The sequence below is a fragment of the Pseudomonas sp. F220 genome (assembly GCF_057813935.1).
In genome coordinates, this window is the sequence record NZ_JBVASJ010000069.1 from 1 (window position 1) to 11895 (window position 11895).

Consider the following 11895-nt stretch of genomic DNA (forward strand, 5'->3'; position numbering starts at 1 on the left):
GACTCAGTTCAATTTGTTCGTCTTCACTGAGCACGATGTCCTGAGAGTTCATGTGATCACTCCAAGTACTGACTGACCACAGAAGCATAGCTCAGGCTAGAAACTTATTTAAGAGACAGGACACTAGGGATTTTATCGCTAATTCAAACATCACTATCCTTCGCTGATAATGTTAATGGAAAAAATCTCTATTTACAGCGATGCACCATGTGCCACGGAATAGATCTCAAAGCAACAGGACCATTGGCTAATAAAAGCAATCCTCCTACACCTGACCTAACAACATCCGCTTTCAAAAAACGATTAAATGATTATCCGGGCGTGATTGTATCATCGATAATACTTCGTCCAAATGGAGACTTAATTCCAAAAACTTTGCGAGAGAATGGTGTAAAGCTATCACCGTACTCATGGAGGATTGAAGATCTGCGCGATTTGAATCAATACATGGGTGGTGTGATTTCAAAAAATCGATGATTTTTGAGATGAGAGGTAGGCACAGAAATCTAAAAGCCATTTCAGGTTTGAGGGCTTGTGGGGCAATGCCGGTGAGCCAATCGACCTCTCGCGGGCAAATCGCTAATGAACAATCTCGGAATACAAGCTCGGGCGGCTCTTCGCATCCAGCAGCAGTCGGCTGCGGTCGTGACAGGCAAATAACGGCCATAAGGAGACACTCACTACGCACGGCTCCGGCATTCGTACCGCTGCCTGCCACACCGACCTATAGTGCAACCAAAGCAGCAGTTTATTCGTTCACTCAAAGTCTTCGAGTTCAGCTGGAAGCGTCGTCAGTCGAGGTTGTCGAGCTCGCACCGCCGGGTGTGCGCACCACTTTGCTGGGGCAGGAAAACGACCGACATGCGATGCCCCTGGAGTATTTTTTGGACGAAATTTTCCAACTCCTTGAGATCGCTCCCACTCCACGCGAACTCGTGGTCGAGCGCGCCAAGCCATTGAGGTTTGCGGAAGCCAGCGGTTCACATGATGAGGTACTGAAAATGCTTGCCGGTTACAAGCCACCGAAGGAATGAAGTTAATCGTGCAGGTATCGATTATGCCGGCAAGGTAGGCAGATTGCGTCTGCCTACCTACGGCGCAGTTTATTCCTATTACGCTACCAAGACTTGCCACCGCTCCCACGCTATCAGCGAGATGTTCGAGGCCAGCATCAGTGGCCAGTGCATTGCGTGGTCTGTCATTGGCGATAACAGATACGCGATAAGGAATATCAGCCCGGAGTGGTTTGGTGATCATCCCCATACGCTCGTAGGCTGTGCAGTGAATGGATCGATGATCGCCATTGAATCACGCCATTGCTATAGAACCGACGTTATTGAATGCTCCACCGCTGAGAGTAAAAACGTTCCGACTCTCCTATAAACGATAGGAGCGCGCAGTTCGCATGGTCACGATCGATTGCCACTCTCTCGATCGTCAAATGCTTCCCTTGCCGCATCGATATCGGCGATATGGCTACTGGCCCAGGTTCCCAATGCGATGACCGGCTCCTTGAGAGAGTGACCAAGCGACGTCAGTTCATATTCGACGTGCGGGGGCATGACCGCAATGACCGTCCGCTTGATCAGGCCATCCCGCTCCAAGCCTCGCAGGCAAAGCGTCAACATTCGTTGAGAAATACCATTGATGGTGCGCTTTATCTCTGTAAACCGGCGTGGCCCGCTTGCCAGCAACATAATGATGAGAATGCTCCACTTTTCCCCGACACGGACCAGTATCCGACTGATCTTCTGGCAGTCGGAGTTCTGCAGGTCATGCGGCGGTATGGTCACATTCATGATACCGAGTTCTCTTTTTGTGCCGTATTGTTCTCGGCAAAGTGGATGGTTACATTGCTAGCTCTGGTACACATTCTATACCAAGGACTTAGCAATGACACTCCTGCATATCGACTCCAGCATCCTGAACGAACAATCGACGAGCCGGCAGCTCACGGCGGCCATCGTCAAGCGGTTGGCCGAAGCCAACCCTAGCACGCAGGTCGTTCGCACCGACCTCGCCGCCGAGCCCATCGGGCATTTGTCTACGGCCGAATTCTTGGCTTTCCAAGGCATTGAACCTCAGGACGAAGCGGCCAAGCACCAAGTCGCCCGCAACGACAAGTTCCTGAGCGATTTCCTCGCCGCCGAGACCGTGGTCGTTGGCGCTCCCATGTACAACTTCTCGCTGCCGACCCAGCTCAAGGCTTGGCTTGATCGCATCGCGGTCGCAGGCAAAACCTTCCGATACACCGCTACGGGCGTGGAAGGGCTGGCCGCAGACAAACGCGTCATCGTTGCTTCCACGCGCGGCGGCCTGTACGGCGAAGGCGCGCCGGCCGCCTTCCTCGACCACCAGGAAACCTATCTGCGCGGAATCTTCGGCTTCTTTGGCATCACCGACGTAACCTTCGTTCGGGCCGAGGGCTTGGCAATGGGCGAGGACAGTCGCAAAGCTGCTGTCGAGGCTGCCGTGGCCCAAGCCGAACAGCTTGCAGTCTGACGCGCGATCTATTTAGGAAGGACAAGTCATGAACACAACATCTTCAACAGCGCCAGCCACATCAAGTCGGGCGTTCAAATTCACATCCTGGGGACTACGGATTCTTGCTGCCGCAGCGTTCCTCGCGGCCGGCAGTGTCAAGCTCGCTGGCGTGCCGATGATGGTCGAGATCTTCGAGCACATCGGCGTCGGCCAGTGGTTCCGCTTAGTTACCGGCCTGGTCGAAGTGGCGGGTGCCATTGCCATCCTGGTGCCTGCAACCGTCGCCTTTGGCGCTCTGCTGCTTGCCGCAACCATGTTCTTTGCCGTTCTGACTCACTTGTTCGTCATCGGCGGCAGCCCGGTTCCAGCGATCGTGCTGTTGCTCGTCACTGGGGCGATCGCTTGGCTGCATCGCGCCAACCTAGCCACGACGTTCGGCCGACTGAGCCGGACCTGACTCTCAGGAGAAGAAAACAATGAATGCCATTTTCAGTAAACCTGCGCACGCCTTGCGACGTATCACACATCGCACGCGAGGCCAGGGCCACGGCCCGATCACGCGGCTCATGAGTCCCTCCGACCTCGGCCAGATCGTGAAGCCCTTCGTCTTTCTTGACCTGTTCGAGGTAGACAAGCAAATGATGGCTAACGCGCCGCTGCATCCGCACTCCGGCATTGCCACCGTGACCGTGCCGGTTCAAGGCGGCTTCCACTATGAAGATCCGGCCAATGGTACCGCCGGCACGCTTAGCTACGGTGGCGTGGAATGGTCGCGCGCGGGCGGCGGTATGTGGCATGGAAAGGAGTTGTCGGCTGCGGACGTGCCACGTGTCCAGGGCTTCCAGCTTTGGGTGGCCTTGCCTGCTGACCTCGAAAACGGCGAAGCGGAAAGCCGTTACATCGAAGCCCAGGACATGCATCAGGCTGGGCCGGCGCACGTCATCATCGGCAACTACGAGAGCGTGCAAAGCCCAGTACCCGCGCCGGAAGGGATGAACTACCTGCTGGTGAAACTGCCGGCTGGCGAACGCTGGACCTATTTGCCACCGAAGGGCCATACGGTCGGTTGGCTGGCGCTTGCTCAAGGCAGGCTCGATGCCGATGCTGGTGCGGCCATCAGTGCGGGGGAAATGGTGGTCTTCGAGCCGGGTGAAACGCCCATCGCACTTGAGGCGTCCGGCAACGAGGACGCCGTATTCGTTCTTGGATCGGCCGTACCGCACCCATACCCATTGCACCTTGGCTATTATTCGGTGCATACCTCCGCCTTGGCGTTGGAAGCCGGTGAGCGCCGTATCGCCGAACTGGGCCGCAGGCTAAAGGAAGCCGGAGATCGGCGCACAGCGTCCGGAACAATTCCGGTGTTTCGATAATGCTTGGCCATCGTTGGCGATAACTGTGTGCGGGGCCGTCTCGGGTAGCTCGAACAAGGTTCGGCTAGGTCAATGACGGCCTTCTTCGATTTTCCTATTTTCCAACGATACGCTACCTCCGCGTACCGTCGCAGCGGTCAGTTGCTCCACTTGTTGTTTGATCACCGGTCACCACGGCACGAGGCTGATGCCCATACCGTCATCCAGCACCACGCCCACACAGGCCGGGGAATGGCAGACGCAAATGACCGTCCGCTATGGGTCCAGGCTGTGTGAAAACGTTTTAGTGCGAGTTTGGCAGTCAGAACCGCACCGAAAATCGCGTTCCTACGCAAATTCCAGGTCTGCTGACTAACCAAACGCTGGCAGATTTTCCGTAGCAACGCAGACTTCAAAGCGGTGCCTGCGTTTTCACACAGCCTGGGTCGTTCTCTGTCGGTCGTCACTGCGGCGCCTGTTGTTCAAGTCGAATGCAAACGGTTGGTCAGCACGGATGCAATTGGCTGGTCAGTGGCAATGCAAATGGGGGGCAAGTGGAATGCAATGTCCCACTCTCCAAAGAACCCTATTTTTCCGCATTACATCGGGACTTGCTCATGAAGGAGGGGCAGAGGGGTGTTAGATGATGCCTATAACTGCCGTAGTCGCATAATGGCGTCTGTGATGCCTAGAGCATTCGTGTCCAGCGTTTCCATGGCCGCAATTGCGTTAGCGGCGACACTCCCCACTCCATTTTCAGAGAGCCACTTGGTCACCTCTTCAATGGCCGCACATATGGCGTGCTGGTTGTGCAGGAGCAGTGTGAGAGCGTCCGCTGTGGCTATGTTGGCTTCAGAATTATTTGGTATAGGTATCGTCCTTGAGTAACTGGTGCGGGAAGACTAGCTGAACTCGCCGCTGGCTGGAGCCACTTCTCCAGATCCGTTGACCTCTGGATAATTGCACTGACTTGACCACCCATTTGCAATCGACCTAACCAGCCATTGCACCGGACTTGACCCTACCCCTTAGCAAACATGACCGGCAGTGAACGGCCAGAACCGGACATTGATACGGGCGGATACCCGCGACACCGCTTACGTTATCCGCTGAGTGGGCGATGCCCCCAAACTATTCGCAACGAGCCAGTGAAATAGGAGGGTTTCAGTCTTGCGCCTGCGGATACGAAAAAGCCCGCACAAGGCGGGCTTTGAAAATCAAGTAGGCGGCCGGCGCTGGTCTCCGGCTTACAAGGTTTATCAGGACTCTCACAGAACAGTTTTGTGCTCTTCTGCTTCACACGGCATAAGGGCTGGATCTCAGCGCGGAGATCTTTCTAACCGTGTACCCTTCGGAACGCGCCCCACGTTTCCTTGCTATCCTCTTGCGCATCAGTCTGCGTCTTCACCTACAACTTCAGAATAGCAAAAAGTTCGAAGCGCTGGCCGGGCTTTTTAGAACGATTTTGTTCAAGGGGAAGGGCGCCAGGATGGAAAAGTACTATCGCCAGCCTGACATTTCTGGTGCCGTTCGAGTGTGGTACCCATCATCATTGCGCAGCGCTTGATGGCAGGCCTGTCCAAGCCCCAATCAACGAGCGGAAAGTGTACGTTGCATTGACCGGTTGAAAGTACTGTCCCTATTTTCGTCCTGGAGCAAGCTCCAGGAGAAATAGCAGGTGGACGATCAGCAGGCCAGGCTGTGTCTTCTGTGGGCCAAACTCCAACGAGTCCCCTTCAATGGCGAACGTATAGAAACGCGTTCAGGCAATCACTGCATACCGAACATAGCCGTCCAGTAAATCCCCGCATCACTCTTCGGATCAACCGCATAGGCCGCACCCAGCTCGCGAAACTGTGGGTTCATCAGGTTGGCGCAGTGACCGGAGTTGGCTAGCCAGCCATCTACCACCTTGCGCACGGTGTCCTGCCCGGCGGCGATGTTCTCGCCTATCTCCCGGCCGATGTAGCCCGCCAGTTCAGCCCGATCACCTGGCGTGTGACCATCTCGGTCCCGGTGATCAAAGAAGTTGTTATTGGCCATGGCCCGGGTATGGGTCTGGGCCGCCGTCGCCAGCATTGCATTCCAAGCCAGCGGCGTCGTGGCGGCAAAGGATTGGGCGCCGCACTGGCGCGGCTGTGTGCGGGCGGTGTTGATCATTACGAGTAGCTTCTGTCCCTCTGCCTGCCAGTCGCCCAGGCGCCCAGCCAACAGCGGACGCGCCAGCACGATGCGCCACGCATTTCCCTCGTGGCTCACGCCGATATCGACGAATTGAGGGGCCAGCACGACCTGGCAGAAGCTCTCCTGTACCGCCTTCATGGCCGATTGCGCATCACGCGGCCCGGTCAAGCTGATCGCTTGCACGTTGACCATCGGATAAGCCGCACGCGCCAGCGCCTGCTGCAGGTCTGCGATACTGTTGGCGGACAGGACCAGACGCGGATCGGTCGCTAGTGGTGGCATCTCCTGAGACACTTGGCCCGCGCAGCGCTGCACCTGGCTGCGGTAGGCATTGATCGACTCGACCAGCTGCGTCTCCTCGGTCGCCACGGCAGTGGCGGCGAACACCAGTCCCAGCGACAACGCGGCAAAACGTATAACGGACGATATGACGCGCATGAAACTCTCCCTTGAACTTGACTGCGCCCATGATGCGCGATTTCGCCCCACCCAGCGCAATGCCTTTTAACGCCGAACCAGGCTTGCCGTCGCGCTGGGCATCATTCGCGTGAGCGAAGGCGATCTGGAGCGAAACAAGAATGACGAGGCATGTCGCATGTCCCCTTTGGCTGCCTATCCGAGATTAGTTGACCACTACAATGTAACCTCACCTGTTTTGCTCTATGAAAAAAATTTAACGTGGCCCCTCATCATGTCGAATAGAAATAGGTGAGGATCGATTTTTCATTTTTGGGTATGTCATAAAAGTGAACTGGGATGATCTGAAGGTTTTTATTTCCGTCGCGAAATCGAACAACGTTACCGAGTCGGGAAATTCACTGAAAGTCTCGGCATCGACTGTTTCGCGCAAAATCGCCGCGCTTGAGGACGCGCTAAGCACCGTGTTGTTCTTAAAGAAGACCAATGGCTATTTCCTGACCGAAGCCGGGAAGGCGCTTCTACCGCTGGCGCTGGAGACGGAGGAACGCTTCAAGCTCATCGAGCGACAGATGTCGCAGCCAAGCGATCGTATGGCGGGGCAAGTTCGCATTGATTGCCCAGAGCTTATGGGAACGCACCTGATCATTCCCGGACTTGCCGAATTCCGCGATCAGTACCCTGATATCAGCTTCGACTTCATCAATTCGGCGGTCTCCTCAAAGCTCACGCAAAGCCACAGCGACATCATTGTTCGGTTGCGTAGGCCAGACAACGGCAATTTCACGATGCGCCGGGTCGGGACGCTCATCCAGGCCCTTTTCTGTTCCGAAGGCTATGTCGCCGCCTATGGCATTCCAACCGAGCCGACCGAGTTGAAGCACCACCATCTGATCGGCTGGACAGAGGAGATGTCCTATATGCCGCTTGCCCAATGGTTGGGCGAAGTTAGCGGCGAACAGAAACTCTGGATGAGAGCTTCCAACCTCAATGCTCAGCTTAAGGCTGTGGAAGCAAACCTTGGCATCGCCGCTCTGCCTGCCTATGTTGGGCACCAGCTAGGGCTGCGCCAGGTGCTTCCCGATATGCCTTCACGTAGCTCCGATATATGGCTTCTGCGCAATCAGGCTACGCAGGGCCTTGGCCGCGTCGATCGGGTGGTGGATTACCTCACTGGCCTGTTCCACCGCAGAACTGCAGATATGCAGTAACGGCCCTACGCTCGGCGATCCTGGCAGCAGGATCAGTAAACCTGAGCTTCCCGGCCCTGCAAGATTCGATTGCAACGGTGATTTCCCCCGGTCCCGGGCCGCGCAGCTCGAGGACTTCCGGTTTGCCGGACGCGGCGGAGACGATTCCGTATATGCCGGTCATTGGAGCGCCCTACAGCGGTCCGGTACGCAAGAATATCCAGACCGCTACCGCAACAAGCATCAGCCCAAACAACGCGTTCTGGAAGATCAGTAGTTTGGGTCGTGCGCGGATCAGCGTTTGGACGGTCGATCCCATCGATACCCAGAGTACATGCGAGAAAAAATTGAGCGCAATCAGCGCTGCGCTAAGGATAAGAACGATGCCACTGCTTGTGTCACCGGCGGGCATAAAGGTGGAAAACATCACCAGTAGCATCACTATCCCCTGCACATTGCCAAGTTGCACGACGATGCCGTCACGGAACCGGAGATCCATTGCCTTGCCGCTGGGCGCTTTCACAGGGCGAAGCAGCAGTCGCAATCCCAACCACATAATGTAGAAGCTTCCAGCCACTTGCAGCACCCATACCAAGGCCGGATTGTTCATCAGCGTGTGATAAAGCCCCAACCCAACCAGCACCGCGAGCAAGAAGTAGGTGATATCGAGGCCTACGATGAACCGGACCGACCGTCTAACACCGCTCTGTGCGCCAGATGTCGCTACCATCAGGTTGCCTGGGCCTGCGCTCAGGGTCAGTGGAACCATAGTGGACAGCCAAAGCAGCCAGTTGATGTTGAATATCTCTTGCACGTTCTCTTCCTTTATCACAGCGTGGACTGCACTCGATCCAGTCTAATTTGCAGCCGTGGCTAAAGTTATCGCGAAGAGTGGAAAACGATTTTCCGGAATTGCCGGAAGCATGGCTTCGGCGCGACCTCCGTGCCGGCGTCAACTACTCGACCCGTGGAAGTATTCGCGAGTGAAAAACGACAAATAGCAGCTTGCCCAAGCAAGCATTTATCTCCAATGGTGAGCAGTCACCTGGCGACTTGTATTTCATACCAAATAAAAACGGGCTATAGAAAGCCTGCGGTGATGGTCGGCGTTTAATTCAATAAAGCATCTGGTCAAGTGGGTATGTGGGTATGGCGGTTAAACAAATATATGAATTAACGGCTGATGATCTTGCTTGTTTTGGTGCCGGGTTCTTTCCCATGGATGACCTGGTGGAAGATAGGTTGACTGTCCATCTTCTCCTGGAAGATAGCCCATACCCTGTATCAGTTCGAATAATGTGCGCAGCGTTGCTGCTGGATTGAGTCGGATCGACATCGCATGATTTTCCAGATCATCCCCGGCATGCACGCTATCTCGATTAATGGTAACTACCAACATGAGTGCTCCTCTTTAACGCTGTGCTGTCACTAGATCAACCAGCGTAGGGACATCAGCGGTTATCTGTGTACTGTCCGCGTCTGGTCGATAGTCACCAGTCATGAAAGGCAGCTATCGACCCAATATAGGTAGCCGTTGGCTAAGCTTCAGCCTCCGCTCCGCAGCCCGTCCCGAGTAGCTATAGGTGCGAATACCCAATATGCAACCGATGGTAATCCTACCGGTGCGCCAGGAATCGCTGGATAAGTTTGTGTATTTGTTGAATATTCCCCCACCCAGGCGCTATGGTCGGGCTCAACGACTCACGTCGATCATGGGTTGGCAATGCCGAGCTTCTGCTCCACTTTCAGGCACTGGCTTGCACTCAGCTTCTGAAACCGTGATCCCAAGCGACGATTAGTTCAGCGTGTTGTCAATTGTGGCGTTAGGAATACTCTTTATGGTGAGTTCCAGTTCACCCCGGTCGACGCAAGACTTCAGTCAAAACTTGCGCCTTCTCTGCGGATACTATAAGTCGGTGGCGAAGGTGTGCCGCTCCCTCGATATCAACCGCCAGCAGTTCAACAAATACTTGGGGGCGCAGGCGACTCCCTCATCCTTCACCCTGCGCAAGATCTGCGCTTTTTTCGGGGTGGATGAGGAGGAGATATTCTCCGAGCATGAGTCCTTTCGCGCTCTGCTCAACAGGCAGCGCACGGCGCGAGAGCCCGACAGTGCGGTGCCAGCCGATTTTTTCCCGAGCTCCGCACAGGCGTTGTCGAAGTACCAGGGTTACTACTTTGTCTATTTGATGTCGCCTTCCGCGCCGGGGGAGGTGATCAAGTCGATTACCCGCTTGACCCGCTCCGGCAACAAGATCCTGAGTAAAACCTACGAGCGGATGAGGTTGGGCGATGACCAGTTGAAGAGTTTCGGCATCAATAAATATCGGGGGTTCTGCTTTGCCTCATCGGATCTGATTTACATCGTTGAGCGCGAGTACCTCTCGTCCCGGGGCTATATCTGGTCGGCGCTTTACCCCTCCTACCGCAGTCGTTTCCGTTTTCTCAACGGCTTGGTGCTGGGCGTTTCGGGTGACAATTTCCGCCGTCCTTTTGGTGCCCAGATTGTGTTTGAGCACCTAGGCGAGTCGATCGACCTGCGTAACGCGCTCACCAGTTGCAGCTGTTTTCCGATTGATGCCCCTGAGATTCCCGACGAGGTGAGGGCGCGGCTGCTGGTGCGTCCATCAGAAGGTGAGTTCAACCTTGTCCCTCCGCTGTTCTAGTCTTTTTTAAAAGTAGACGCTAGGTGACGCTTCCGAGCGTCATGACGCGTTATTTGCTTAGTGCTCGCGAAATTGAGCTGGCTGTGCGGCAGATCAATAATGGCGCACACCGCTCAACAGTCAGTTTCGCTAACGGCCAATCACATTATTCATTCCAGTTGGATGAGTGCCTGTTTAAGCAAGTGATCCGCTGCGCCCACCATAAAAATAAGAGGAACACCGATGAACTTCAAAAGAACATTGATGGCAGGGTTGATGGCGCTGTCCGTTACTGCGCCGTTGACCAGTGGCTTGGTGTGTGCGGCAAACAATACCTTGGTTGTCGCTGATCGAGCCTCTTTCAAGGATTGGGACCCGGCCTCGGCTTTTTCGGAAGAAGTGCGGGTGCTGGGCAATATCTACGAGACGCTAGTGGTGTATAACGCGCCAGGCAGTGCTGAGGAGTTTTCCCCCGGGCTCGCCACGTCCTGGGACAGCAGCGACAACGGCAAGACCTGGACCTTTAAGCTGCGTCAGGGCGTTAAATTTCATGACGGTTCGGCCTTTAATGCCGTCGCGGTGAAAAAGTCCATTGATTACGTCAAGGGCTTGAAACAGGGCGCCGGGTATGTCTGGGCCGCGCTGGATTCTGTCGAGGCTCCCGCTGACGATACGGTGGTGCTCAAGTTCAAGAATCCCACTCCGGCCAATCTGATCGCTGCAGGTCAGTATGCCTCTTACATCATAGCCCCGGCGGCGGTGGAGAAAGGGCATGACTGGATGATGGCTCCCCACGCCATCGGTACCGGTCCCTACAAGCTCGGGCAGGTCGAGCAGGGTCAGCAAGTGGTCCTTGAGCGTTTCGATGACTACTGGGGCGGCTGGAAAGAAGGGCAGTTTGATCGGGTCATCGTCAAGGTGGTGTCCGAAGCCGCCACCCGTACGCAAATGATAAAAAATGGCGAGGCCGGCGTCGCCTGGGATATCCCGCTCGATCAGCTCAAGGTACTTGGGCAAGACCCCGCCATCAACGTGACCACCGCGCCTTCGTGGAAGAACTACCAGTTCCTGATCAATACTCAAAAGTACCCGACGGACAACCTGGCGTTCCGTCAAGCGCTGCAGTACCTCTGGGACTATGAAAGTGTCACCAAAGATGTTTTGCATGGCTACGGCAGTGTTCCGAAGGGGCCTTTACCTACCAGTATCTGGGGGTATGCCAGCGTGCCCATGGCCTCCTACGATCTGGACAAGGCCCGCCAATTGCTCGAAGCCTCTGGAGTTCCCAAGCAGGACTGGAAGGTCTCGATGCAATACATCAGTGGCAAGGCGGACTACGCCAACGCGGCCGAACTGTTCCAGGCGACGGCGTCTCAGGTTGGCGTTGAGGTGGAGTTGCGCCCCGGCGAGTGGGGTGTGATCTGGGATAAGGCGAAGAATCTGGAAACCGCCCCCAACCTGCAATCCATGGCCTGGTGGCCGACTTATGCGACCCCTAGGGAGACGCTGAACAATTAACCCGTTCGCACCGCCCCCATTGCCAAGCCGGTTTTTTTCAACCTGCCGGCCTTATTTTGCATTTCCAGGGCCGATTTTCGCCCTCATTTTGCTGATTTTCGGGTC

Annotated in this window: 12 protein-coding genes and 1 pseudogene; 8 read left to right on the plus strand and 5 right to left on the minus strand. The window is 55.5% G+C overall.

The genetic code is table 11. The features are described 5' to 3' along the window. The first annotated feature begins 129 nt into the window (after positions 1-129). Both ACZYSM_RS28435 and ACZYSM_RS28440 read left to right on the plus strand, forming a co-directional pair. Positions 130-477, plus strand: a complete 348-nt coding sequence (locus tag ACZYSM_RS28435; protein WP_489076921.1) for a c-type cytochrome — start codon at positions 130-132, stop codon at positions 475-477. 212 nt (positions 478-689) lie between these two features. Beyond that, a pseudogene (locus ACZYSM_RS28440) lies at positions 690-1034 on the plus strand (SDR family NAD(P)-dependent oxidoreductase); the annotation flags it as partial. A gap of 375 nt (positions 1035-1409) precedes the next feature. Here the strand turns inward: ACZYSM_RS28440 and ACZYSM_RS28445 are convergent. Further along, a complete protein-coding gene (locus tag ACZYSM_RS28445) occupies positions 1410-1799 on the minus strand; it encodes a winged helix-turn-helix transcriptional regulator (RefSeq protein ID WP_489076901.1) in 390 nt (129 codons plus the stop codon). 94 nt (positions 1800-1893) lie between these two features. Here ACZYSM_RS28445 and ACZYSM_RS28450 point away from each other — a divergent pair, with 94 nt between their 5' ends. From ACZYSM_RS28450 to ACZYSM_RS28460, 3 genes are read left to right on the plus strand one after another with little or no spacing between them, the layout of a single operon-like run. Next, positions 1894-2502 carry an FMN-dependent NADH-azoreductase gene (locus ACZYSM_RS28450; RefSeq protein WP_489076903.1) on the plus strand — a complete coding sequence of 203 codons (609 nt, stop codon included), beginning with the start codon at positions 1894-1896 and terminating at the stop codon, positions 2500-2502. A 28-nt stretch (positions 2503-2530) separates the two neighbouring features. Continuing rightward, entirely contained in the window at positions 2531-2941 is a 411-nt protein-coding gene (locus ACZYSM_RS28455) for a DoxX family protein (protein ID WP_489076905.1), read from the plus strand. A gap of 19 nt (positions 2942-2960) precedes the next feature. Continuing rightward, positions 2961-3857, plus strand: coding sequence for a pirin family protein (locus ACZYSM_RS28460; protein WP_489076907.1), 897 nt, complete (start codon positions 2961-2963; stop codon positions 3855-3857). A 629-nt stretch (positions 3858-4486) separates the two neighbouring features. Here ACZYSM_RS28460 and ACZYSM_RS28465 read toward each other — a convergent pair. Next, positions 4487-4705: a hypothetical protein gene (locus tag ACZYSM_RS28465; RefSeq protein WP_489076923.1), complete on the minus strand. Its 219-nt coding sequence runs from the start codon at positions 4703-4705 to the stop codon at positions 4487-4489. A gap of 901 nt (positions 4706-5606) precedes the next feature. After that, positions 5607-6458 carry a CAP domain-containing protein gene (locus ACZYSM_RS28470; RefSeq protein WP_489076909.1) on the minus strand — a complete coding sequence of 284 codons (852 nt, stop codon included), beginning with the start codon at positions 6456-6458 and terminating at the stop codon, positions 5607-5609. Between the two features lie 308 nt (positions 6459-6766). Here ACZYSM_RS28470 and ACZYSM_RS28475 point away from each other — a divergent pair, with 308 nt between their 5' ends. After that, the gene (locus ACZYSM_RS28475; RefSeq protein WP_489076911.1) at positions 6767-7648 is read left to right on the plus strand and encodes a LysR family transcriptional regulator; all 882 of its coding nucleotides are present in this window, start codon (positions 6767-6769) and stop codon (positions 7646-7648) included. 172 nt (positions 7649-7820) lie between these two features. Here the strand turns inward: ACZYSM_RS28475 and ACZYSM_RS28480 are convergent, their stop codons facing one another. Continuing rightward, positions 7821-8441, minus strand: coding sequence for a LysE family translocator (locus ACZYSM_RS28480; protein WP_489076913.1), 621 nt, complete (start codon positions 8439-8441; stop codon positions 7821-7823). 342 nt (positions 8442-8783) lie between these two features. Continuing rightward, the gene (locus ACZYSM_RS28485) at positions 8784-9026 is read right to left on the minus strand and encodes a hypothetical protein (protein ID WP_489076915.1); all 243 of its coding nucleotides are present in this window, start codon (positions 9024-9026) and stop codon (positions 8784-8786) included. Between the two features lie 439 nt (positions 9027-9465). On the opposite strand from ACZYSM_RS28485, the gene ACZYSM_RS28490 reads away from it, so the two are divergent. Both ACZYSM_RS28490 and ACZYSM_RS28495 read left to right on the plus strand, forming a co-directional pair. Next, on the plus strand, positions 9466-10293 hold the full coding sequence (locus ACZYSM_RS28490) for a helix-turn-helix domain-containing protein (RefSeq protein WP_489076917.1): 828 nt from the start codon (positions 9466-9468) through the stop codon (positions 10291-10293). Between the two features lie 222 nt (positions 10294-10515). Beyond that, entirely contained in the window at positions 10516-11790 is a 1275-nt protein-coding gene (locus tag ACZYSM_RS28495; RefSeq protein ID WP_489076919.1) for an ABC transporter substrate-binding protein, read from the plus strand. The last annotated feature ends 105 nt before the right edge of the window (positions 11791-11895 follow it).

What these genes read in the sequence shown, in the direction of transcription:
- ACZYSM_RS28445 (WP_489076901.1), bottom strand. Translation starts at nt 1,799, where the DNA reads ATGAATGTGACCATACCGCCGCATGACCTGCAGAACTCCGACTGCCAG.
- ACZYSM_RS28450 (WP_489076903.1), top strand. Translation starts at nt 1,894, where the DNA reads ATGACACTCCTGCATATCGACTCCAGCATCCTGAACGAACAATCGACG.
- ACZYSM_RS28455 (WP_489076905.1), top strand. Translation starts at nt 2,531, where the DNA reads ATGAACACAACATCTTCAACAGCGCCAGCCACATCAAGTCGGGCGTTC.
- ACZYSM_RS28460 (WP_489076907.1), top strand. Translation starts at nt 2,961, where the DNA reads ATGAATGCCATTTTCAGTAAACCTGCGCACGCCTTGCGACGTATCACA.
- ACZYSM_RS28470 (WP_489076909.1), bottom strand. Translation starts at nt 6,458, where the DNA reads ATGCGCGTCATATCGTCCGTTATACGTTTTGCCGCGTTGTCGCTGGGA.
- ACZYSM_RS28485 (WP_489076915.1), bottom strand. Translation starts at nt 9,026, where the DNA reads ATGTTGGTAGTTACCATTAATCGAGATAGCGTGCATGCCGGGGATGAT.
- ACZYSM_RS28490 (WP_489076917.1), top strand. Translation starts at nt 9,466, where the DNA reads ATGGTGAGTTCCAGTTCACCCCGGTCGACGCAAGACTTCAGTCAAAAC.
- ACZYSM_RS28495 (WP_489076919.1), top strand. Translation starts at nt 10,516, where the DNA reads ATGAACTTCAAAAGAACATTGATGGCAGGGTTGATGGCGCTGTCCGTT.